The organism is Candidatus Saganbacteria bacterium, from assembly GCA_026387835.1.
In the GTDB taxonomy this organism is placed as follows: Bacteria; Margulisbacteria; WOR-1; order JAKLHX01; family JAKLHX01; genus JAPLKZ01.
On sequence record JAPLKZ010000010.1, the window covers coordinates 280,614 to 303,239 of the forward strand.

Consider the following 22,626-nt stretch of genomic DNA (forward strand, 5'->3'; position numbering starts at 1 on the left):
AAAAATTATAACACCTAATATATTTCGTGGAAAGGAGATTTTTCGGGGTCTATAACAAGCTTATCTGCGAGGCCGGCTGCTGAACATCTTTTTGATTTCTTGCCTGCGGAGGCGTTTTGCCGATATGCCGGTAAGCTGCTTCTGTAAGGACCCTTCCTTTTGGCGTGCGGTCCAAAAATCCTATCTGCATGAGATACGGTTCATAGACGTCTTCTATCGTGCCGGGATCTTCGCTTATCGCCGCAGATATGGTATCAACGCCTACAGGACCGCCGGAAAATTTTTCAGCGATGACAAGAAGGATCTTACGGTCGACATTGTCCAGCCCCAGTTCATCTACGTCAAGATGCTTCAGGGCGGAAGCGGCGACTTCTTTTGTGATGGAACCGCCCGCTTTTACCTGGCACCAGTCCCTGACGCGCCTTAGAAGCCTGTTGGCTATGCGAGGTGTCCCCCTTGCTCTTCTTGCGATGGCAAGCGCACCTTCTTTGTCAATATGGACACTCAGTATCTCAGCAGCTGCTTCAATTATTTTTGTAAGCTCCTGAGGAGTGTAAAATTCCAGCCTGGAGATCATCCCGAACCTGTCGCGGAACGGCCCCGTCAACAGGCCTATCCGTGTCGTAGCGCCTATCAGCGTGAACTTCGGAAGGTCAAGCCTTATGGACCTTGCGCTCGGACCTTTGCCGATCACTATATCAAGGCCGAAATCCTCCATCGCCGGGTATAATATTTCTTCAACCACTTTGTTCAGGCGGTGTATCTCGTCAATAAAAAGGACATCATTCTCGGAGAGGTTGGTAAGTATCGCCGCGAGGTCCCCGGGCCTCTCGATTGCCGGGCCGGAAGTCGTTTTGATATTGACTCCCATCTCGTTCGCCAGGATGTTCGCGAGGGTCGTCTTGCCAAGCCCGGGAGGACCGTAGAGCAGAATATGCTCCAGTGTCTCGCCGCGCTTTTTAGCGGCGTCCATGACGACCGTTATGCTTTCTTTGACTTTTTCCTGGCCGATATAGTTGTCTATCCTGCGCGGCCGTAGCCCGCTGAAAGCGGCGTCTTCATCGCTTCTCCCCAGAGTGACGATCCTGCTTTTATCCTCGTTCATTGACATAAGTTTATCATAGAAAAGGCGGTATAGCCCTTAACTTTGGCCATAGATCCTTATATACTGCCAGTAGCTTTCAAGGACTTTTTTTACGTACAATTTTGTCTCGGCTAACGGGATGCTTTCAACAAACTCGTCGATATCGGAATGATCGATCCTGTTCAGCCATTTATCCACATTGCCCGCTCCTCCGTTATATGAGGCTAGCGCAAGATATTTATCTCCGCCGAATCTTTTAAGCAGCTGTGAAAGATAATAGACCCCCATTTTAATATTCAAGTTGGGATTGAAAAGATATTTCGTCCTGTAAGGCCTGAGATAAAGCCTTGTTGCTATCCCTCTTCCTGTACGGGGCATTATCTGAGCAAGGCCTCTCGCGCTTGACCTTGAAACAGCTCTGGGGTTAAAGCGGCTTTCTTCCCTGATCAGCGCGAACACAAGGTACGGATCGACGCCGTATTTTTCGGCGACGGCAAATACCTGGCTCTTAAAAGCTGTCGGATAAGCAAGGTTCATCGCGAGATATTTTTCGCTGTCGAGATCCGTAGAATAGAAATCGTACTCTCCGGCCTTTTCAAGTGTTTTTATGGAGTGATAATAGTTCTTCTGCAGATTGAGTAAAAGAGAGAGGCATAGCTTTCCGGTCTTTATGTCTCGCTCGCTTGAGCTTGAATAGACCATTGTTTTTGCTTCGCTGGCCGCATCTTCAAAATATTTTATGCTGAGGAGCTCTTTAAATTTTTCAAAGTGGATATTGGCTATTGCCAGCTCGCTGAGCTTCGGAAGGCTGACTCCCGACTCCGGGACACTTTGGACCTGGTAATTAAGGATCTGGCAGGCGCGCATGCCATAATACGTGTACGGATAATTTACAGTTATATACTCTAATAGTTTGTGCTGCTCGCCGACCAGGCCGGCTTTTTCGGCACTCTTTGCCCGCCAAAAAACGCATTTTGAGACTATCCGCGGATCGGCATCTCCGGGATACTGCCCGAGCTTTATAAAAGCACTTTCAAAATCCCCGCTCTTGTAGAGAATAAATCCTTCGCGCCAAACTTCGTTTGCTGAGTCATCAGGAGAAATGTCTACTGCAAAAAGTGACCTGGTCTGCTTATATATTTGCTGCACCGAGCTTAATATCGAAACTGCTCCCATCTGATTTATTTTTTTCTTTGAGACCTTCGTTGTCCTGCTCTTGGGATAATTTACCACTATTTCCGAATAGCGTTCTGCGGCCTCGTCCAAATATCCCAGTTTCTCAAGACACTGCGCTGCCCTGAAAATGACCACGTCCCTGGAAAAGACCGGGACATTGAAAGAAAGGGATTTTTCAAAATTGGCTATCGCGTTTAAAAAGTCGCCTTTTCCGGCATACAGCTCGCCGAGCCTGTAATACGCCTTGCCGACAAAAACGCTCTCAGGGAATTTATTTGTCAGATTGGTATATTCTATTTCGGCCTGTTGTTTATTGCCCGAGACGTCAAATGCCGCTGCCAGTCTGAACGCTGCATGATCATTAAGGATATACGAATCATTTTCTGCCAAAGGCGCAAGCATGTTCACTGCCTGCTGGAACCTGCCTTTATTGATAAAATAACAGGCTTTTTTATAATCGGCCGAGGACTGTGAGTAACAAAATGATGTGCCGGAAAGAATTACTGCAAATATTAATCCTAGAACTCCGGAGTTTTTCATCAGAACTATTCTATCACTTTTCCGAAATTTTACACTGCTTTTTTTGAAGTATATTATGGGGCCTGCAAACGGTTTACTGGCGCGTACTTTAACATCAGTGATTTTGTGCCGAAGTTAGAGAATACGACGTCTATGACCGTATCTTCGCCGTCGCCATCTATCTTTATGACCTCACCCGTCCCCCACTTCGGATGATTTACCGCGTCTCCTACAGAGTAGATGTCGCTGCTGACCCTGATCTTGACCTGTTTTTCTCCGGGCTCTAAGTCCATCCAGCTTTTTTCGTCAAAAAGAACGGCAGGAATTTCCTCCAAAAACCTTGATGGCCCGTTACACCATGATTCACCGAAAAGCATTCTTTCCTGAGCGTGGCATAAAAAAAGCTTTTCTTTGGCGCGCGTGATCCCGACATAGCAGAGACGTCTTTCCTCTTCAAGCTCTTTAGGCTCGAACATCGCCCTGTAATGAGGGAATATGCCTTCTTCCATTCCCGCGATGAAAACTATCGGGAACTCCAAACCTTTTGCGCTGTGCAGCGTCATCATCAAAACGGAAGGCTTATCTCCGTCAGCTGTGTCCTGGTCCGTTACAAGTGACATCTGTGTCAGGAACGCACCGAGAGAAGGATCGTCGCTGATATCTTCAAAATCAAGAGCGACCGTTAAGAATTCTCTTAAGTTTTCAGCTCTTGAAAGTGCTTCGGCCGTCTGTTCTTCTTCAATATCCTTTATCATATCAGTATCTTCATAGATCTTGGCTATCAACTGGGAAGCGGGCTGTTCCGCGGAAAGATCTCTGAAGACCTTTATTTTTTTATCCAGAGCCGCCAGTTGTTGTTTTGCATTACGAGAGATCTGAAGGACGTCGCATTTTTCTATCATTTCCGCTAATGGTATCTTTCTTGCATTAGCTTCATTTTCGATCTTAGAGATTGTCACCTTCCCCACCCCTTCCAGCATGAAAGACAGGACCCGCAGGCAATTGATGTTGTCCGAGGGGTTATAGATCATTTTCAAAAGCGAAAGAATGTCTTTTATCTCTTTTCTCTCGTAAAACCTGAAACCTCCGATCATCCTGTAAGGGATCCCAGACTGCAAAAAGGCTTCCTCGATCACCCTTGACTGCGCGTTAGTCCTGTAAAGGACGGCGATCCTTGAAAAATCCCCTTTTGCAAAACGCCTGGCGTTGTCGGCAATGAACAGGGCTTCGTCTTTTTCGTCTTTCGCGAGATATCCGGCCACTGCATCTCCTTTTGCGTTCTTTGTCCAGAGAGTTTTCGGTTTTCTCATCGCGTTTTTGGCGATAACAGCATTCGCCGCGTCAAGGATGTTCTGCGTAGAGCGGTAATTTTCCTCGAGTTTGAATACTTTCGCATCTTTATAGTCCTTTTCAAAATCGAGGATATTGGCTATATCGGCGCCCCTGAACCCGTATATGCTCTGGTCGTCGTCACCGACCACGCAGATGTTCTTGTGCCCGCCGGCCAGGAGCTTCGTGATCATGTACTGGGCGCGGTTGGTATCCTGGTACTCGTCCACATTTATATAGAGGAACCGTTCCTGGTAATATTTCCTTACGCTCTCGTGTTTTTCAAGCAGCTCCACCGCGTACATCAGCATATCGTCAAAATCTAGGGCGTTGTTCTTGTTCAGTTTTTCCTGGTAAAGCCTGTAGCAGATCGAGACTTTTTCCTGCCATATATCCGATGCTCTTGCCATGTACTGCGCGTCGTTCACCAGGTCGTTTTTTGCTTTGCTTATAGATTCTAGCATCGCCGCGGGCTTGTACCGTTTTTCGTCCAGGTCCGCTTCCTTAAGCACCTGCTTCATCAGGATCTTCTGGTCGTTCTCGTCAAAGATAACATAGTTCTTTTCCCGTCCCAGTTTTTCAATGTCCCGCCGCAGTATCCTCCCGCAAATGGAATGGAAAGTGCCCACCCACATGTCTTTTGCCAGAATACCTACGAGATGTTTTAAGCGGTGTTTCATTTCATTAGCCGCCTTGTTCGTAAAAGTGACGGCCATTATCCTGTGGGGAGAGATGTTTTTTCCTTTTACAAGATAGGCGATCCTGTGGGTGAGCACCCTGGTCTTGCCTGAGCCGGCTCCGGCAATTATCAGCACCGGGCTTTCTGTGCAAAGAACGGCCTCTTTTTGTCTCTCGTTCAGGGATTTTAGGATAGCCATCGGGATATAAATTATAACATGCTATAATTTTGGCATGTCACAGCTCCGGCAGAATCCCGCTACCAAAGAATGGGTCATAATCGCTAAAGAAAGGGCTAAAAGGCCGGAAGATTTTGCGTTGGCAAAGATCCCTGAGCAGCTGCCCGAATATGACAGTAAATGTCCCTTTTGCCCTGGCAACGAATCGCAGACACCGAAAGAAATATTTGAATACAGGCCCTCCGGCACGAAACCGGGCTCAAAAGGCTGGCGGCTGAGGGCCATCCCGAATAAATTTGCCGCGCTTGAAGACAAGGCCGGCGAGGTCCCGGACAGGAAAAAAGAAAATGACTTTTTCAGATACATGGACGGACTTGGAGTACACGAGGTCATAATCGAATCGCCCAGGCACGATCTGCACCTTGCGATAATGGAACAGAAGCATGTCGAGGAGATCTTTCTCGCGTACAGGCAAAGATATATCGAACTGAGCAAAGACACACGGTTCGAGATCATCAAGATATTTAAGAACCACGGCAAAGGCGCGGGAACATCTCTCCAGCATCCTCATTCCCAGATAATAGCGGCGCCGGTCACGCCGACGCATATCAGGAGCAGGCTTGATGAAGCCATGAGATACTACGATGACGAGGGAAAATGCGTGTTTTGCGAGATGATAGAAAAGGAAAAAGAAGCCGGGTCCAGGATCGTCATGGAGACAGATAATTTCATCTGCTTTGAGCCGTTCGCTTCAAGGTCCCCTTTTGAGACATACATACTTCCTAAAGAACATCAGGATTCTTTCGGCATGATAAGCGAGGAACTGACAAAAGAGTTCGCCTATATCACCAAGAGCATGCTGGTAAAAATAAACAAGTCGCTGAACAATCCCGATTACAATTACATGATAAGCTCTACCCCGCCGCATGATTCAAGCGAAGAATATTATCACTGGCATCTCCGGATAGACCCGAGGGTCACTTCTGTCGCCGGGTTCGAGATCGGATCGGGAATTTACATCAACACTGTGATCCCGGAAGACCTCCGCAATACCCCTTTATGAAAAAACGCCTTGATCAGGTCCTTGCAGAGAAAGGTTTGTTTGAAAGCCGGACAAAAGCGCAGGCCGCCATCCTCGCAGGAACTATCCTTGTAAATGAACAGAAGATAGATAAAAGCGGCACCCTTGTCGATGAAGACAGCGAGATCCGCATCCTCGGCGAAAAAATGAAATATGTCAGCCGCGGCGGGCTGAAACTTGAAAAAGCGCTCGATGATTTTAAAGCCGATCCTTCCGGAAAGATCTGTATCGACATCGGCGCATCTACCGGCGGTTTTACCGACTGCCTTCTTCAGAAAGGAGCGGCAAAAGTCTACGCCGTGGATGTCGGCTACGGCCAGATGCATCTTAAAGTAAGGAACGACAAAAGGGTCGTTGTGATAGAAAGGAACAACGCCAGATATTTGACCCCGGAGGTTCTTTACGGGATAGACTTTGAAACCGGGAATTTTGCGTCTTTTTTTGTCATGGATGTCTCGTTCATTTCAATACTGAAAATCCTCCCGGCTCTTTATAAACTTCTGTCCGAAAACGGTGAAGTGGTCTCTTTGATAAAGCCGCAGTTCGAGGTCGGCAGGAAATCCGTCTCAAAGGGCGGCATAGTCAGGGATAAAAAGGCGGTCAAAGAGATGCTCGAAAATATTAAAAGGGAAGCTGAAAATTCAGGGTTTAAAGTAATGGGGACTATCGAATCCCCGATAACCGGAGCGGACGGAAATGTCGAATATTTTATTCACCTGAAGAAAAACAATACTGCTCTATCTTAAAGCTAAGCAGTCCTCCAACTAAATAACACCTCTTTCTTTATTATTCTACACGAGGTGTCCATTAAATCGGGGAAGGTCAAATTGAGACTCATATCCGTGTTTTATTTCTTGATAGATATCTCTATTCATCGGATTTGGACTGAATGTTTTTCCCCATGTGATCATATGTTTAGCTGCGGTTTTGAAGTCCGGGTAAAACCCGAGCCCGACAGCAGCGATCATAGCAGCCCCGAGAGCAGAAGCTTCAGTCTCGGCATTGAGAGTCACCGGCACACAGAGCGCGTCCGCGAATATCTGCGGCCAGGTTCCCGTATTATCGCGCGCTCCTCCTCCCGCAAGATTGGCCCTTGTTATCAGCGTGCCGAAATCACGCATTCTGTCAGCGCACATTACCATTTCAATTGCGACCGCTTCCATGAAAGCCCTGGCAATATGGGGCCTGCCATGAGTTGACTTCAGCCCGGTTATCTGACCGGCCAGACCTGGGTCCCTAAGCGGATGGTTTGCACCGGACAACCACGGGAATACCCTAACGCCTTCTGAGCCAGGACCGACTTTTAAGGCCGCTTGAGTAAGTTCATCCGGATCTAATCCGGTAATCTTTGATAACCAGTCAAATGCGCCGCCTGACGACATGCAGCACGCCATCAGCCAGTCTCCAAAAAAGTGGATCAGACCTTCCGGATCGCGTTTGCGCTCAGATGTAAATGCGGTCGTCACTCCCGATGTCCCAAGGTTAAAGCCCGCAACCCCGGCCTCAACTACCCCGAGTCCGATCCTCGCGCACTGCTGGTCCCCTCCTCCCGCAAAAACAGGGGTTCCCTCTAGCAATCCGGTCAGTTGAGCTGCTTCTTTGATTATTCGGCCAACCATATTAGTAGAATTGACTAACAGGGCAAATTTATTGGCCATACCCAGTGCTTTAAATAACCCGTCCGCATATTTCCCGTCAACTCCTATCGCTCCGATCATGTCGGACCTTTCCTGTCTTAATTCCCCTGTCAGATGATAATTCCACCAGTCTTTTGGTGTAACTACATATTTTGTCGCATCCCAAATATCCGGTTGTACTTTCATCCTGTGAAGCGCTTTGATGATCGTCCACCTTACTGCCGGTTGATTTCCGGTCAACTCGACAAAAAGATCCTTCGGAACACTTTCATATTGTGGCGCAGACCTGGGGCAATCCCACATCGATGCAGGGACTATCGGCACCAACTTGCCTCCCGCACCACTCCCGAGCAGAACATCACCGTGCATCCAGCCTGAGGTCGAGACTGCCAGTACTTCTTTTGGATCAATGTTTGTTGTAATGCGTTCTTTTATCGCCTTGCATCCCGCATCTGCAAGCTTGACCATATCCTGTTCTTTAAATCCGCTTGGAAGAGTCTTATAACTACAGGGCCATGCATCTGTTGTATGGCATTTATAGCTTTGTCCGGGAGTGGTACTTACCCTGATCGGTAAAACTCTTACTCCATGGGTACCGAAATCTACGCCAAGAATAACTCCGCTTTTTTGGACCGGCATGATGTTCTTCCTCCTGTGATTTTTGATATTTTCAGCCAAATGAGTATCGAGAGGTTATTTTGAAAATTTCAGTGAATTTATAATTCCGCCCAAAGATCATACAATTATCCTGACGGTATTTTAGAGGGGTGGCCTCAAAAGAAAAACCTCCAAACAGGAATGGAGGTTTTTTGCTTGAGAGAACAGCAACCGCTAATTCTTGCAGTTGCTCAGTTTGAGAGAACACCATTTAGCAAGATCGCCGATCATAACGAACCTGAAGGATGCTTTCAGGTCGGGCGATCCGCTTAAATGACACTGTCTGTAAAGGGTCGCTGTATAAGGTTTTGTCTCCCTTATTTCTTCGAGATAACCTTTAAAGATCATCTCGTTAAGCACTTTTAGCATTTTCGTATCGTTTAAGTTGAACATTTTGTTATCTCCAGTAAGAGACCGTTCTTCCGGGGGCTTGCCCCATGGAAAAACGGTTGGATATTATATTTATGAAACTTCCGGCTTCGTTCTTGATCAGTTCGGACAGGGCGGCGGAAGTGTTGCTCTTTACATACCTCTTGCCGCTTATCTCTATCTTTTCTATTGTCGTGTTAAGTCTTTCTGCGTCTGTCATTGTCTCTTTCCCCTTCACTTATTTATCGTCAATAATTTCAGGAAATTTCACTCAAACCGGTCTTTTTTAAAGAATCTCCGGTTTTGTCCTGTTTTGATATCGGCTTGAATTTTTGAATATTTCACTGTTTTAGAATATACTTACATATAATATGTACGGGGTACTTGTTCTTGAGGACGGGATGTATTTTGAAGGCGAGGCTTTCGGGGCTGAGGGGGTATCTTTCGGGGAAGCCGTTTTCAATACGAGCATGACCGGATACCAGGAGATACTTACCGACCCCTCCTATAAATACCAGATAATAACGATGACCTGCCCGCTTATTGGCAACTACGGGGTCAATAAGGACGATATGGAATCCTTAAAGCCCCATTGCTCCGGTTTTGTCGTCAGGGAAAAAAGCAACATCTTCAGCAACTGGAGGGCGGAGACCGACCTTGATTCTTTCCTGAAAAAGCACAATGTCATCGGCCTCTCCGAAATAGACACCAGGGCTTTGACAAGGCACATAAGGAGCAAAGGAGCTATGAAAGCCGTGATATCGTCATCAGAGACGGACATCAAGGATCTGCACAAAAAAGTGGCCGCTTCCGCTTCGATCGTCGGGATGGACCTTGTAAAGGATGTAAGCTGTGAAGAACCGTATTCATGGGAAAAGGGCCGCAGGGATTTTTTGACCGATCCGAAAAAGAAGAATAAAGATTCATTCAATGTTGTCGTTTTTGATTTCGGCGTGAAGTTCAATATCCTGAGAAAACTTCATTCTTTGGGGTGTAAAGTAACGGTAGTCCCCGCCGGCACAAAATCTGAAGAGATTTTTAAGTTAAAGCCGGACGGGATCCTGCTGTCAAACGGACCCGGAGATCCCAAAGCCGTGGCCTACGCGATAGAGACGGTACAAAAGCTCGTAGGCAAGTTCCCGATATTCGGTATCTGCCTCGGCCATCAGATATTATCGCTGGCGTTCGGAGGCAAGACCTATAAACTGAAATTCGGCCACAGGGGCGCCAACCACCCGGTAAAGAATCTTTTGACGGGAAGGATCGAGATCACATCCCAGAACCACGGGTTCGCGGTGGACCCCGGGTCCTTCAGGAACACGAACATCGATCTCACCCATATAAACCTGAACGACGGAACGTGCGAAGGGCTGTGCCATAAGAACCTGCCGGCTTTTTCGGTCCAGTATCACCCGGAAGCGTCCCCCGGCCCGCATGACAGCGAGTATTTGTTCACAAAGTTCATTGACATGATGAAAAAGGGGCTGTGATGGAAAGGATCCTTAAAAGCAAATATAAGATCCTTGAAAAGATAGCGGAGTTATCGTCCCACAACACATACTCCGGCGCTTTTGCCGACACCGAAAAACCGCTCATAATAAAGATCTTCAACAGGGGCATATTGAACAGCACCCTTACAAAAAAACTTAAGAAAGATGTCGTCAGGCTTACGAAGCTTGAACACCAGTTCATCCCGAGGGTCTACGACGGCGACTACGGCTGGCAAGGTTTCTATTTTGTCAGGGACTTTGTGGAGGGAAAAACGCTGGATGAGACGAAAAAACCGTTTGAGATCGAGGCCGCGTGCGAGCTTATGACAAAAGTCTGCGGACTTCTTTCTTTCGCGCATGAAAACGGCATAGCCCACGGGTCGCTTACGCCGAACAATGTCTTCATCTCAAAAAAGAACGTCTTCATATCCGATTTTGGCATAGAATCGGCCGTCAACCAGATGCTCGAGCAAAAGACCATGTCGCTTTTTTCTGAAAACGCAGCGTTCTTCGCCCCCGAAATGGTCCTTGGGGAGGAAGCTAGCATCCTTTCCGACATCTACCAGGCGGGATTATTGTTTTATCTGATACTTACCGGCAGGCTGCCTGCCGACGGGCAGAAAGGGCTTTCAAGCGCCCTGACAAGCCTTGGCGGCACAGTCCCCACGCCTTCATCGGTGAACGGCAAGGTGCCGAGATACCTGGACGAGATCGTTCTTAAATGCCTGGAAAAAGATCCTCTTCTGCGCTTTGCCGGTGCCGCGCAGCTTTCCGAAAGCATCAACAATAAAGTATTGATGCTCCCGAAAACCGAGATCTTCGAACTGCCGGAGATCGATCTGAACATCGAAGAGGAGTCAAGAAAAGACGAGCCGGTATTAGTCGAACTGCCCAACATCGAAGAAAAAAGTGATAAAATCAATCTGTTCAGGTGGATAATGTTCGCTGTCTGGGCTGCAATAGCGGCAGGGATAATATATTCTCTGATACAGATATTTATAATAGGTGAATGATGGCTGATCTAGTTATTTATTTTATGCTCTCGGCCGTGGCACTCGCGGTGATAGGATATTTTATCGGCGCGGGAAAGATCTCTTTGAAGCCGGTCACTTTGCTTGTCATGTTCCTGATCCTGGTGCTGCCGGTCGGGCTGAATCTTTTTATCTGGATCTACTCGGGGACGATCCCCGAAGTGTTCGTCCCGGACGTACTTGGAAGTCCGGGCAGTGACGCGGTCGCAGTGCTTGAGAAGACTGGCCTTAAAGGCGAAATAGCCGGGATATCCTTCTCAAAAGAACCGGGCGGCACCGTCATCAGCCAGCAGCCCGAAGGCGGTAAAAAAGTCAAGGCGGGCCGCCTTGTCAAACTGATCATCAGTGCAAGGGAAAGATCGGTCACCGTACCGAACCTTATCGGAAAGACAAGCACGGAAGCGGAAAGCATTCTTATTTCTTTCGGCCTTAATATCGGCCAGGTGTTCGAAAGCCCGGGCGACGGAACGCTCGGTATAGTGACAGACCAGAAACCGGCCGTGGGAGAGGTCGTATCGCTGGGGTCCAACGTCTCGGTCACTATAACCGTAGGAAATGAAACCCGTGATTAAGATAGCACCTTCAATATTATCAGCCGACTTCTCCAGGCTGGGGGAAGAGATCAGGGCTGTGGAAGCGGCCGGCGCGGACCTCATACATATCGACGTTATGGACGGGCATTTTGTGCCTAACATCACGATCGGCCCCGCGATCGTCAGAGCTGCAAGGCGCGTAACGGCTCTTCCTCTGGATGTCCATCTTATGATAGAGGATCCCGCTAAATATATCCGTTCTTTTCTTGACGCGGGCAGTGATATAATCTCTTTTCACATCGAAACTGCAAAGGATCCTGACAAAGTGATCCGGGAGATCAAAAATTCCGGCAAGGGCGCGGCGATCGCGCTGAACCCTGACACAGACATAAAAAAAATAGAACCATATCTGGAAAAGATAAAGATGGTCCTTGTAATGTCTGTATTCCCGGGGTTTGAAAAGCAGGTTTTCATCCCGAGTGTCCTCCCGAACATAAAAAAGCTGCGCGATATCATTTCGGCAAAAAAGCTGGATGTCGACATCGAGGTGGACGGCGGCATAAACCCGATCACGTCTAAAGACGTCATTTCCGCCGGCGCAAATATCCTTGTCGCGGGATCTGCGGTCTTTTACGGCGATGATTACAAAAAAGCCATTCGGTCAATAAGAAATGCTTGATAAATAAAATGACCCCACAAAAAAATGGCGCTGATATAAAATTCATGAGAGAGGCGCTAAAGCTTGCCTCAAAAGTTTTGGGCCTTGTCTCGCCAGATCCCGCAGTCGGAGCGGTGATCGTCAAGAACGGGAAGATCATCAGCAAAGGATATCATAATAAATTTTCAACCCCCCACGCCGAGGACTATGCGATCAGGAAAGCAGGGAAATCTGCAAAAGGATCTACCCTTTATATCAACCTTGAGCCCTGCTGCCATTATGGCAACAATCCGCCGTGCACTGATAACATCATAAGGTCCGGGATAAAAAGGGTCGTCGCTGCCATGAAAGACCCTAATCCTCTCGTCAACGGCAAGGGCTTTAAAAGGTTGAAAAAGGCCGGAATAAAAGTTGACGTCGGCTTACTTGAAAATGAGGCCGCAGTGCTCAACGAGTTTTTTGTCGGGCATATCACGACAAAAAGACCTTTTGTGATACTGAAGATGGCGATGAGCCTTGACGGAAAGATTGCCACTAAACTCGGGGAGAGCCGCTGGATTTCCGGAGATAAATCAAGGGAATTTGTGCATTATTTAAGGGGCATCGTCGATGCGGTTATGGTAGGCATCGGAACTTTGCTTAAGGATGATCCTCTGCTTAATGTGAGAAATGCAAAAGGCAAAAATCTCACTGACCCGCTGAAGATAATAATCGATCCTGAAGCAAGGGTCCTCCTATGCTCAAAAGTCCTACAAGACCCGTCAAGGGTTATCGTTGCCGTATCTGAAGCGGCCCCGGCTATCAGGGTAAAAAAGCTGGAAGGCATCGGCGCAAAAGTGATAAAGGTAAGGTCCCGTAAAGGAGAAATGGACCTTGGCCATCTTTTATCAACCCTTGGAAAACAAAAAATAACAAGTATCATGATCGAGGGCGGCGGGAATCTGGCGGCCTCTGCCATCGGGACTGGGATTGTCGATAAGGTCGTGTTCATCGTTGCACCAAAGATAATCGGTGGCAAGACGTCCCCTACCCCGGTTGAAGGCAAAGGGATCGATATCCTGGCGCGCGCACTCCGCCTGAAAAATGTCTCCACAAGAAGGCTTGGCGAGGATATAATAATAGAAGGATATTTAAAATGAAGGTCCTTGAACTTATTTTCATAACGATGCAACCGTCAAGATGGTGGCGTTGCAGCGTGATACTTATTTCTTTGTTCTTTACCGGAGGAGCATGGAATATTATAATCATATTGAAAATGATCGTGGCTTTCCTGATATTTTCTCTCCTCACCGGTGCCATCAATATAATGGACGATATAGCCGACCTTGAAAAAGATAAGCAGGACCTATTAAAGCGCACCAAGCCGCTGGCAAGCGGCGAACTGTCCGTGAACAAGGCCGAGTTTTCCGTCGCGATGCTGCTAATAGGCTCGTTTGTCGCCGCTTTTTTCTTCGGGCCGCTGTTCGGCGCTGCAGCGGTAGGTTATTTCTTCATCGAACTGTGCTATTATCTCTTTTTCAAAAAAATAGCCGTGGTCGACAGCCTCGCGATCGCTGGTGAAACCTGCATGCTGTTCATTGCCGGTACTGTCGCCTCGGGGAAAGTTCTTTCTTCGTGGCTTTTTGTCTTTGTAGTCGCGTCATCGGTCTTCCTGGTCTTCTGCGAGAACAAAAGGCGCCTTGCGCTGTCACCGGAAGACCAGGGACTTTTAAAAAAATACGGTGCGGCATCTTTGGGGCGGCTTATCGATATCTCCGCTCCTTTTGTCCTTATCATCTATTCTTTATATACTCTGATATCTCCCGACGGGATAAGGTTCAATCTTGTGTATACCGTTCCCTTTGCCATGTATGCTGTCTACAGGATCATGATGCTGATAGATGAAAAGACCTCTGACAAAGGGTTTGAAAAAATACTGCTAAAGGATAGGAATTTCATTGTTGCAATTGGATCGTGGGCGGCGCTTCTTCTGGTATTGACCTCGATATTTTAAATTTTTTTACTTCCCGCCTTCAAGAAGAAGGAACAGGACCGTTCCGACTCTTTCACAAAGTGTAATTATTTTAAGTCCTCAACAAGACGGACCGCAATAATGTAGTCACGAAACCACGATGGTTGGGTGTGGCGGTTCTCGATGTGCAAGCAGCGAAGGGCAAAGGATCTTTTTTCAACGGGGGTTTCTGTCCATTCCCATTTGCTTCCGGATAGTTTACTTCCGATTGTTGCCGCGGCATCTAGCCATTCTTTTTCGGTTGGGAGCCTAAAACTTCTTCCTGTCATTTCGCTCAACCATTTAGCATATGCCCGGCCATCATTCAAGTTTAAATATATTGCCGTTATTGTTTGACCGGGAAGGGTTGACACTAGAAGGTTTGCTTTGTCTCCGGTGATCGCGTATTTTGCGCTATCAACAAATTGGCGGAATTGGTCAGTCGTGACCTCCCCTTTCATTATTCTAATAGGCTTTCCGGTAATTTTTGCGAACGCCGGTATTTGCATGCGCGTTAAGATTGTATCATCCCCTTGTTTTATTCTATCTGCTACTGATAATAAGCGCCTAAAGTCTATTCTTGACACGGGTTTCCCGCCGCTCATCCATCCGCTCATGGTCCCTCTAATATTATTCACTACTTTTCTCCTTTTGATATTTTCGCCCTTATCTACGGCCGCTCAAATTAGGGCTCTATTTCCCATCTACATATTTATCGAAAAAAAACATCTGGGATTTCACTTTATTTTGGCGGACTTAGGAAAGTCTGGCGGGACGGCGAAAGCCTGTGATTTTCTGATCAGCGGTCTTCTACTTACCGCCCTCAAGGAGAAGGAACAGGACCGCCATCCGGACGGCGACGCCATTGGTCACCTGGTCAAGGATCACGTTATATGGGCCGTCGGCAACATCGGAGCTGAGTTCGACTCCCCTGTTTATCGGACCGGGATGCATGACAATAATATCCTTTTTAGCCTTTTTGAGCCTTTCCGCCGTGACGCCGTAAAGCTTGTGGTATTCAAGAAGCGACGGAAAAAGACCGCCCTTCTGCCTTTCAAGCTGGATGCGCAGCACATTCACAAAATCCGCGTTCTCAAGCTCCTTGTCCAGGTCATATGAAACTTTCGCGCCGGTCTCTTCGATGCCTTTCGGGATGAGCGTCGGAGGACCGACGAGAGAGACCGAAGCTCCGAGCTTTAAAAGCCCCCACGTGTTGCTGCGCGCGACACGGCTGTGCAGAATATCTCCGACGATCACCACTTTTTTGCCTTTCACGGAACCTTTTTTCTCTATCATCGTGAAGATATCCAGAAGCGCCTGGGTCGGATGTTCGTTGCAGCCGTCACCTGCATTTATGACGGGACCGGAAACATGCCCGGCTATCAGGTGCGGAGCGCCTGCCATGCTGTGCCGCATTATTATGGCATCGGTCCCGATAGCTTCAAGATTTCTGGCGGTATCTATCAGTGTCTCGCCTTTCACGACGCTGCTGGTGCCGGCGGCAATGCTGTTGGTCGATGCCGAAAGAAGTTTTGCCGCTGTTTCAAAAGAATTCTTTGTCCGCGTGCTCGGCTCGTAAAAAAGCGTGGTCACTATCTTGCCGGAAAGCGCGGGAACGGTCCTCATCGGCCGCGAGAGGATCTCTTTCATGCTTTCTGCGGTGTTGAGTATCTGATTGATCTCGCCGGCGGACAGTTCTTTGAGACCGAGGAGGTCTTTTGACTTTAGCGCCATGTTGATTTTTGCCTTCGGTTATTATATCATACACAAGGAAGCAATGAAAATCTTAGCTCTCAACTGCGGAAGCTCCTCCGTAAAATACCAGCTCTACGATTGGACCCAGAAAAAGGTAATTTGTAAGGGGATGGCCGACCGCGTCGGACTTCCCTCGGGTTCACTATGTCACGAAGTGCCCGGGAAGCCGGACCTGGTCCTTGAAAAGGATTGCCCAAACCATTGCGTTGCGATCGACCAGATACTTAAAGTGCTTGTTGATCCCGGTTACGGCATGATCGCGGATATAAAAGAGATATCCGCCGTGGGCCACAGGGTAGTGCACGGCGGGGAAAAATTCCAGCGCTCGGTAAAGATAGATGATGACGTGCTCGCGGCAATAAAAGAAGTCAAGGACCTTGCCCCGCTGCATAACCCTCCCAACATCGAGGGGATTGAAGCCGCAATGAAAGTCCTTCCGGAAGTCCCCCATGTAGCTGTATTTGATACCGCATTTCACCAGACAATGCCGCCGGAAGCATATCTGTATGCCGTGCCTTTTGAATGGTACAAGATGTATGGCGTAAGGAAATACGGATTTCACGGCACTTCCCATCTTTATGTCTCAAAAAGGGCCGCGGTACTTTTGAAGAAGAAGCCCACGGAAACAAATGTAATAACTCTTCATATAGGCAACGGGGTCAGTGTAGCGGCTATTAAAAACGGTGTCTCGATCGACACATCAATGGGACTGACTCCTCTTGCCGGCGCGATAATGGGGACCCGGAGCGGCGATCTTGATCCTGCGATCGTCATTTTTATGATCGAGAAAGAAGGTTTCTACGCGAAAGAGCTTGATAAAATTCTTAACAACAAAAGCGGCTTGCTGGGTATAACCGGCAAATACTCGGACAGACGCGAGATCGAAAAAGCTTCCGCCGCAGGCGATGAAAGGTGCCGGATGGCAATAGACATGGAAGCTTACAGGCTCAAAAAGATAATCGGTTCATACATCGCTTCGATAGGACAGGTAGACGCCATCGTATTTACCGCGGGCGCAGGCGAGATGGACGCAAATCTCAGGGCCCGGACGCTGGCAGGGCTGGAATCTTTGGGGATTAAATTCGATCCCGTCAAAAACGGGAACGCAAAGACCCACGGGGTCGAATCCGTAATATCGGCTGACGATTCAAAGATAAAGATCTTTGTTATTCCGACCAATGAAGAGCAGGTGTTCATCGAGGACGTGGTCGCGATCATTGAAGGCAGGTACGACATTCACACAAAGTTCACCTATTCTTTCCAAAGCGAGGATTACAAAATATGAGGGTGATCATAACAAAAGATTACGATGAGATGAGCAGAAAAGCCGCGGAATTCATCGTAAAGGAACTGAAAAATAAACCGGACTCGATATTGTGCCTTGCGACCGGGACCACACCTGTCAGCACATATAAGGAACTTGTCCGCCTTTATAAAGATAAGAAAGTCGATTTTTCAAAGGTCTCGACATTCAATCTTGACGAGTATTACGGGCTTGCCGACGACCATCCGCAGAGCTATCACTATTTCATGAACGAACATCTTTTCAGGCATATCAACCTTAAAAAAAGCAACTCGATGATACCCGACGGAAAAGTCAAAGACATAGAAAAATACTGCTTTCATTACGAATGGGAGATAAAACAGAAAGGCGGCATAGACCTCCAGCTTCTCGGGCTCGGCCGCGACGGCCACGTGGGCTTCAACGAACCTGGCTCTTCTCTCGGCTCCAGGACAAGATTGAAGACCCTTACTGAAGAGACCGTCGAGGACAATTCCAGGTTCTTCAAGAAGAAGGATGAAGTCCCGAGATATGTCCTGACCATGGGTATCGGCACAATAATGGAGGCAAAAAAGATACTCCTTCTGGTCTCCGGCGAGAACAAGGCCGGCGTGCTGCAAAAAGTGGTGGAAGGTCCGATAACCTCTATGGTGCCGGCTTCGGCCCTTCAGATGCACAGAAATGTCATACTTATAGCTGACGAAGCGGCAGCGTCCCGGCTTTCAAGAAAAGATTATTATGTGTATGTTGAAAAGATGCAGGAGCGCCATGAAAAGGGCGAGATCTGATGGACATTCAATTTTTTGACGATGAGGAAGTAAGGAACCTTCGGCCGTTGAATTTTATCAAGATGACCGAGGAGCTCCGCTGCGGAGTCCTCACCCTTGAAGAAAAAGCCGGCCTTTTGTTCTCCAGGACCAGATCGCCATTTACATTATTATTGAATTCAAGATTGATAGCCGGTCCGGATCTTGCGAAAGAAATAGCAGTCCGCAAACACGAGCATGTTTTTACATCCAACGGCAGAATAGTCGCGGCCCTTATACGTAAAAAAGATATTGCTTTCTCCCGCACTTCGGCTATCCAGTTTTTCAATTCTTCAGTTATTCACAGGAGAGAGATAAGGGCCTCGCTTGTTTCCTACCCCTGGGATATCATCCACAAGAACGCCGAAGAGATAAAAAATGACATCGCCCTTCTCAGACCAAAAAGATCCCTTAATAAAGACATCTACATCGGCAAAGACTGCAAGATAAAACCCGGCGTCGTGCTCGATCCGGAGGACGGGCCGATCTTTATCGACGACGGGGCAAAGATACTCGCGAACTCCGTAATTATGGGCCCGTGCTACATCGGAAAAGGAACAACGATAAAAGCCATAGCGAAGATCTACGGCGGCACATCCATAGGTCCGATGTGCAAGGTCGGCGGAGAAGTGGAGGGTTCGATATTCCAGGGGTACTCCAACAAACAGCACGACGGTTTCCTCGGTCATTCATATATCTGCGAGTGGGTCAATCTTGGGGCTGACACGAACAATTCTGATCTTAAGAATAATTACAGCAATGTAAAGGTCTATATGAACGGCAAGATGATAGACAGCGGCATTATGTTCGTCGGGCTCATGATGGGAGACCATTCAAAAGCGGGCATCAATACGATGTTCAATACAGGGACCGTTGTCGGAGTGTCTTCAAATGTCTTCGGAGCGGGATTCCCTCCAAAATTTATTCCGTCTTTTTCATGGGGCGGAGCTGAGAAGATGGTCGAATATGACATCGAAAAGGCCATTCAGACTGCAAAAGCCGTGATGAAGAGAAGAAGGTTCGTGATGACAATTGATTACGAAAACAAGCTCCGCAGTGTTTTTGCCGAAACCGCTCAGGAAAGAAAATAACCAACAAAGTTCTTTTTTCCCTTATATTTTTTAGCTCGGTTTTCCGGACTATCTTTGCTATAATACTTTTAATTGCCGGATCGGCTAACGGCCCGCCCGCAACGCTTCGCGTAGCGATGCGGGCGCGGTAGGACAGGAGCTATAAAGTGTATTTCACATATGTGTTGAGGAGCATTAAAGACGGGAAACTTTATGTTGGGTTTACGGAGAATTTAGAAAATCGAGTGGCCCTTCATAATAAAGGGGAAATCGAATCAACGTCTAACAGAAGACCTCTGGAACTTATTTATTATGAAGCGTGCAATAATAAACATGATGCTTTGGATCGTGAAAGACAATTGAAAACAGGCTTTGGGCGAGCATACTTAAAAAGAAGGATATCAAAATAGGTCTTTATTGCCGGATCGGCTAACGGTAGGCCATCGCCCTTTGGAGGCGACTATCCTGGTTCGAGTCCAGGTCCGGCAGTCCTTCGACTCGGCGTTGCGCGCCTCGCTCAGGACAAGTGCCTCTTTCCGAGGCGAAGGAAACCGAGCAACGAGCGAAGTTGCGAGCTTTGTCGAGCCACGAAGCGAGGAGTCGAGGTTCTATAACCGCTCGGCGCAAGTTATTCTTTTTATCTCGGAATAAATATTGGCACCCTGTCCAATTTTTTCGCTAAAGATCTATCCCGATAATCTTCTTTCTATTTTTTTCACCGGACAGTATTTTTATCTGTTTTTTCTTAATTTTGAAATGCTCCATTAACGCCTCTATCACCGCCTCATTGGCCTTCCCTTCTAACGCCGGAGCATTTACGTAAATCTTTAACTGTTTTTCTTCCTCGATTATCCTTTGCTTTTTTGCATTGGGAATGACCTTTACATTGATGCGTTTCATATCAATATTGCTGGATATTCATAATCATTTAAGCACTTTACCGGTTTCAAGATACCAAAGATAAAGATCGAGCTCTCCAAGGCTCATGTTCATTTTTTTTGCGAGTGATCTAAGGACTTTTTCAACTTCAATATATTTTCCCTTTGACATTGTCTTGAAGCTTTTTATCATTTTGTGTTCTTTCAGGATATCAACAATATGGAAATCAATTATCGCACAGTTGCAGCGTCCGATATTCCTCAGAAAATGGCTTGACTCCTTATATCCCAGCCCCTTTATATTCTTTGCAAGCCATTCTCTTACGATTTGATCCTCTGATATTTCATTTAAGATCTTTAAAATGACTTTTTTATGTTTCCTTGCCTCCACTACGAACTTTGCCCTTGTATTTGGAAAGCGGTGCCCCAGCTCCTTAAGTCTTTTTGATAATTCTTCCAGTGAGAGTTTATGAAATCCGCCTTTGATTTTGTTTTGTATCTTTATGCTGCGTTCGGCGTTGAAATTGGCAGTCATGAGACAGAAGCAGAGTTCATTGAAAATTACATCAATAGAACTATTACCGGCCGACCCAAACTTTTTCATCCGTTGGTCGATGACCTTTTTTATCGGGGATTTACGGAGAGATCTGATGGAGCTGATTAGTTTATGCATTATAGAGCTGAAGGCTGAAGAGCTGAAGTTCTGAAGATGTCGTACTTCAGCCTTCAGCTCTTCAGCACTTTGTTTTCAGTAATTCTCCGCCAATATTTCGTAATAAGCCTGGGGATGCTTGCAGGCCGGGCATTCTGCCGGAGCTTCAGTACCTTCATGGACATACCCGCAATTGCGGCAGCGCCATTTCACCGACTTATCTTTTTTAAATACTTTATTTTCTTTCACGCTTGCAAGGAGTTTTCTGTATCTTTTCTCATGCTGGGCCTCGACTTCCGCGATCTCACGGAAAGATGTCGCAATATCCTGAAAACCTTCCTGCTCCGCGGTATCCGCCGCTTCTTTGTACAGTTTTGTCCATTCCATATTCTCTCCGGCTGCCGCGCCTTCAAGATTCTTTGCAGTAGTACCGATCACCCCGGCAGGATATCCCGCGGTTATCACCAGCTCTCCGCCTTCGAGATATTTAAAGAATACTTTTGCGTGTTCTTTTTCATTTTCGGCCGTTTCAAGGAATATCGCCGATATCTGTTCCAATCCTTCCTTTTTTGCCGCTCCCGCGAAATACGAGTACCTGTTTCTCGCCTGTGATTCGCCTGCAAATGATGCTAATAGATTCTTTTCCGTCCTCGTCCCTTTAACTGATTTTGCCATCATTTTTCTCCTTTTTTAAGATTTCCAGAGTCCGTGCAGATTGCAGTATTCCCTTGCGGACATCGTCCCGTTTGCCAGTTTAAATACTGCTTCGGGCGTCATGCCCGGCCTTAGGAATTCCCGATAAGATCTGTCTCCCGCTATTATCTGCACCCATTGTATATAATGCTTGTCCTCCATCGGGTGCGCAATGCTCCCGATCTTTACTTTGATCCCTTCGGACATTTTTTCAATGACCGGCACGTGTTTTTCTTTTGAAGCATCAACCGTGTTCTCTACCTGAAGGACCATCGGCTGTCCGCAGCAGACCAACTCTCCTCCTCCGACGAATAATACTTCGACTATATTTCCGCAGACGCTGCATTTATAGACTTCCAGCCTGTTTGCTACTGCCATGTTTTGCTCCTTTCGATTTTCTATCCGTGAAATTTTCGTTGCCCCAGCAATGCATCCAATCCGGCAATCTTTTCTTTAGAACCACCTGCCTTTTTAAAATTATTGACCTGCTTTTCCGCTGATTCTTCCTCTTCAACCTGTTCTTTGACAAACCATTGGAGGAATTTTTCAGCATCGCTTTCTTTTTCCGACCTCGCCATTTCAACCAGAGCGTTTATCAGTCCGGTGACCATTTTTTCATGAGCCAGTGTGTGCTCAAAAGCGGCAAGAGGGCTTTCCCATTGAGACTCCGGAGCCTCGATAGGCAGCATCAGCGCTCTTGATCCTCTGGCGTACAGATAATCATATATCTTAGTGGCGTGCACCATCTCTTCCTGAAACTGGACCTTCATCCAGTTCGCGCCTCCCTTCAGGCCGATGGAATCAAAATATGAGGCCATTGAAAGATAAAGGTACGCGGAATAGATCTCCCTGTTGACCTGGACATTGAGCGCGCCGGATAACTTGTTGGATATCACTATTTTATTTCCTCAAACTGGTCTTTGGCCGCCCCGCATACCGGACAGACCCAGCTATCTGGCAGTTTTTCAAACGGTGTGCCTGCCGGCGCTCCGTTATCCGGGTCCCCGCTTGCCGGGTCATAAACATAACCGCAGACATTGCATACATATTTTTTCATTTATTCCCTCCGACTTGCTGAT

26 protein-coding genes and 1 tRNA gene are annotated in these 22,626 nt (G+C 47.3%); 13 read left to right on the forward strand and 14 right to left on the reverse strand.

Translation table 11 applies throughout. The features are described 5' to 3' along the window. Positions 1-49 precede the first annotated feature (49 nt). The 3 genes from ruvB to NTZ10_05470 are packed head-to-tail and all read right to left on the reverse strand — an operon-like array spanning position 50 to position 4,986. Positions 50-1,105 (reverse strand): Holliday junction branch migration DNA helicase RuvB, encoded by a 1,056-nt coding sequence (gene ruvB / locus NTZ10_05460; GenBank protein MCX5749671.1) that lies wholly within the window; start codon positions 1,103-1,105, stop codon positions 50-52. A gap of 36 nt (positions 1,106-1,141) precedes the next feature. Beyond that, a complete protein-coding gene (locus tag NTZ10_05465) occupies positions 1,142-2,800 on the reverse strand; it encodes a transglycosylase SLT domain-containing protein (GenBank protein MCX5749672.1) in 1,659 nt (552 codons plus the stop codon). Positions 2,801-2,853: 53 nt separating this feature from the next. Continuing rightward, a complete protein-coding gene (locus tag NTZ10_05470; GenBank protein MCX5749673.1) occupies positions 2,854-4,986 on the reverse strand; it encodes a UvrD-helicase domain-containing protein in 2,133 nt (710 codons plus the stop codon). A 34-nt stretch (positions 4,987-5,020) separates the two neighbouring features. Between NTZ10_05470 and galT the strand changes: the two genes are divergently transcribed. Both galT and NTZ10_05480 read left to right on the forward strand, forming a co-directional pair. Next, entirely contained in the window at positions 5,021-6,028 is a 1,008-nt protein-coding gene (gene galT / locus NTZ10_05475; protein ID MCX5749674.1) for a galactose-1-phosphate uridylyltransferase, read from the forward strand. Continuing rightward, positions 6,025-6,792 (forward strand): TlyA family RNA methyltransferase, encoded by a 768-nt coding sequence (locus NTZ10_05480; protein ID MCX5749675.1) that lies wholly within the window; start codon positions 6,025-6,027, stop codon positions 6,790-6,792. Before galT ends, NTZ10_05480 begins: the two co-directional genes overlap by 4 nt. 45 nt (positions 6,793-6,837) lie before the next feature. Here the strand turns inward: NTZ10_05480 and NTZ10_05485 are convergent, their stop codons facing one another. From NTZ10_05485 to NTZ10_05495, 3 genes are all read right to left on the reverse strand, one after another. Further along, complete coding sequence (locus NTZ10_05485; GenBank protein ID MCX5749676.1) at positions 6,838-8,322, reverse strand: FGGY-family carbohydrate kinase; 1,485 nt, start codon at positions 8,320-8,322, stop codon at positions 6,838-6,840. A 192-nt stretch (positions 8,323-8,514) separates the two neighbouring features. After that, positions 8,515-8,733 carry a hypothetical protein gene (locus tag NTZ10_05490; protein ID MCX5749677.1) on the reverse strand — a complete coding sequence of 73 codons (219 nt, stop codon included), beginning with the start codon at positions 8,731-8,733 and terminating at the stop codon, positions 8,515-8,517. 4 nt (positions 8,734-8,737) lie between these two features. Next, positions 8,738-8,929, reverse strand: coding sequence for a hypothetical protein (locus tag NTZ10_05495; GenBank protein MCX5749678.1), 192 nt, complete (start codon positions 8,927-8,929; stop codon positions 8,738-8,740). Positions 8,930-9,080: 151 nt separating this feature from the next. Between NTZ10_05495 and carA the strand changes: the two genes are divergently transcribed. The 6 genes from carA to NTZ10_05525 are packed head-to-tail and all read left to right on the forward strand — an operon-like array spanning position 9,081 to position 14,414. Further along, positions 9,081-10,199 (forward strand): glutamine-hydrolyzing carbamoyl-phosphate synthase small subunit, encoded by a 1,119-nt coding sequence (gene carA / locus NTZ10_05500; GenBank protein MCX5749679.1) that lies wholly within the window; start codon positions 9,081-9,083, stop codon positions 10,197-10,199. Next, the gene (locus tag NTZ10_05505) at positions 10,199-11,212 is read left to right on the forward strand and encodes a serine/threonine-protein kinase (protein ID MCX5749680.1); all 1,014 of its coding nucleotides are present in this window, start codon (positions 10,199-10,201) and stop codon (positions 11,210-11,212) included. The genes carA and NTZ10_05505 overlap by 1 nt, the downstream gene beginning before the upstream one ends. Continuing rightward, complete coding sequence (locus tag NTZ10_05510; protein MCX5749681.1) at positions 11,212-11,802, forward strand: PASTA domain-containing protein; 591 nt, start codon at positions 11,212-11,214, stop codon at positions 11,800-11,802. Before NTZ10_05505 ends, NTZ10_05510 begins: the two co-directional genes overlap by 1 nt. Continuing rightward, positions 11,795-12,442, forward strand: coding sequence for a ribulose-phosphate 3-epimerase (rpe, locus tag NTZ10_05515; GenBank protein ID MCX5749682.1), 648 nt, complete (start codon positions 11,795-11,797; stop codon positions 12,440-12,442). Before NTZ10_05510 ends, rpe begins: the two co-directional genes overlap by 8 nt. Before the next feature lie 8 nt (positions 12,443-12,450). Next, positions 12,451-13,560, forward strand: a complete 1,110-nt coding sequence (gene ribD / locus NTZ10_05520; GenBank protein ID MCX5749683.1) for a bifunctional diaminohydroxyphosphoribosylaminopyrimidine deaminase/5-amino-6-(5-phosphoribosylamino)uracil reductase RibD — start codon at positions 12,451-12,453, stop codon at positions 13,558-13,560. Further along, the gene (locus NTZ10_05525) at positions 13,557-14,414 is read left to right on the forward strand and encodes a UbiA family prenyltransferase (GenBank protein ID MCX5749684.1); all 858 of its coding nucleotides are present in this window, start codon (positions 13,557-13,559) and stop codon (positions 14,412-14,414) included. The genes ribD and NTZ10_05525 overlap by 4 nt, the downstream gene beginning before the upstream one ends. Before the next feature lie 65 nt (positions 14,415-14,479). Here the strand turns inward: NTZ10_05525 and NTZ10_05530 are convergent, their stop codons facing one another. Both NTZ10_05530 and NTZ10_05535 read right to left on the reverse strand, forming a co-directional pair. Next, on the reverse strand, positions 14,480-15,049 hold the full coding sequence (locus NTZ10_05530; GenBank protein MCX5749685.1) for an SUMF1/EgtB/PvdO family nonheme iron enzyme: 570 nt from the start codon (positions 15,047-15,049) through the stop codon (positions 14,480-14,482). A 172-nt stretch (positions 15,050-15,221) separates the two neighbouring features. Next, complete coding sequence (locus tag NTZ10_05535) at positions 15,222-16,145, reverse strand: aspartate carbamoyltransferase catalytic subunit (GenBank protein ID MCX5749686.1); 924 nt, start codon at positions 16,143-16,145, stop codon at positions 15,222-15,224. Positions 16,146-16,188: 43 nt separating this feature from the next. Between NTZ10_05535 and NTZ10_05540 the strand changes: the two genes are divergently transcribed. From NTZ10_05540 to NTZ10_05560, 5 genes are all read left to right on the forward strand, one after another. Continuing rightward, positions 16,189-17,451, forward strand: coding sequence for an acetate kinase (locus NTZ10_05540; GenBank protein MCX5749687.1), 1,263 nt, complete (start codon positions 16,189-16,191; stop codon positions 17,449-17,451). Further along, entirely contained in the window at positions 17,448-18,236 is a 789-nt protein-coding gene (nagB, locus tag NTZ10_05545; protein ID MCX5749688.1) for a glucosamine-6-phosphate deaminase, read from the forward strand. The genes NTZ10_05540 and nagB overlap by 4 nt, the downstream gene beginning before the upstream one ends. After that, positions 18,236-19,345 carry a putative sugar nucleotidyl transferase gene (locus NTZ10_05550; GenBank protein MCX5749689.1) on the forward strand — a complete coding sequence of 370 codons (1,110 nt, stop codon included), beginning with the start codon at positions 18,236-18,238 and terminating at the stop codon, positions 19,343-19,345. The genes nagB and NTZ10_05550 overlap by 1 nt, the downstream gene beginning before the upstream one ends. A gap of 146 nt (positions 19,346-19,491) precedes the next feature. Continuing rightward, positions 19,492-19,734: a GIY-YIG nuclease family protein gene (locus NTZ10_05555; protein MCX5749690.1), complete on the forward strand. Its 243-nt coding sequence runs from the start codon at positions 19,492-19,494 to the stop codon at positions 19,732-19,734. 8 nt (positions 19,735-19,742) lie between these two features. After that, positions 19,743-19,813, forward strand: a tRNA-Gln gene (locus tag NTZ10_05560). A 189-nt stretch (positions 19,814-20,002) separates the two neighbouring features. Here NTZ10_05560 and NTZ10_05565 read toward each other — a convergent pair. From NTZ10_05565 to NTZ10_05590, 6 genes are all read right to left on the reverse strand, one after another. Beyond that, on the reverse strand, positions 20,003-20,224 hold the full coding sequence (locus NTZ10_05565) for a DUF167 domain-containing protein (protein MCX5749691.1): 222 nt from the start codon (positions 20,222-20,224) through the stop codon (positions 20,003-20,005). Positions 20,225-20,248: 24 nt separating this feature from the next. Further along, a complete protein-coding gene (locus NTZ10_05570) occupies positions 20,249-20,875 on the reverse strand; it encodes an N-glycosylase/DNA lyase (protein MCX5749692.1) in 627 nt (208 codons plus the stop codon). 75 nt (positions 20,876-20,950) lie between these two features. Then, complete coding sequence (locus NTZ10_05575; GenBank protein ID MCX5749693.1) at positions 20,951-21,529, reverse strand: rubrerythrin family protein; 579 nt, start codon at positions 21,527-21,529, stop codon at positions 20,951-20,953. Between the two features lie 15 nt (positions 21,530-21,544). Beyond that, positions 21,545-21,925, reverse strand: a complete 381-nt coding sequence (locus NTZ10_05580; protein MCX5749694.1) for a desulfoferrodoxin — start codon at positions 21,923-21,925, stop codon at positions 21,545-21,547. A gap of 20 nt (positions 21,926-21,945) precedes the next feature. Continuing rightward, positions 21,946-22,443, reverse strand: coding sequence for a ferritin (locus NTZ10_05585; protein MCX5749695.1), 498 nt, complete (start codon positions 22,441-22,443; stop codon positions 21,946-21,948). Beyond that, a complete protein-coding gene (locus tag NTZ10_05590; GenBank protein ID MCX5749696.1) occupies positions 22,443-22,604 on the reverse strand; it encodes a rubredoxin in 162 nt (53 codons plus the stop codon). Before NTZ10_05590 ends, NTZ10_05585 begins: the two co-directional genes overlap by 1 nt. Positions 22,605-22,626: the final 22 nt, after the last annotated feature.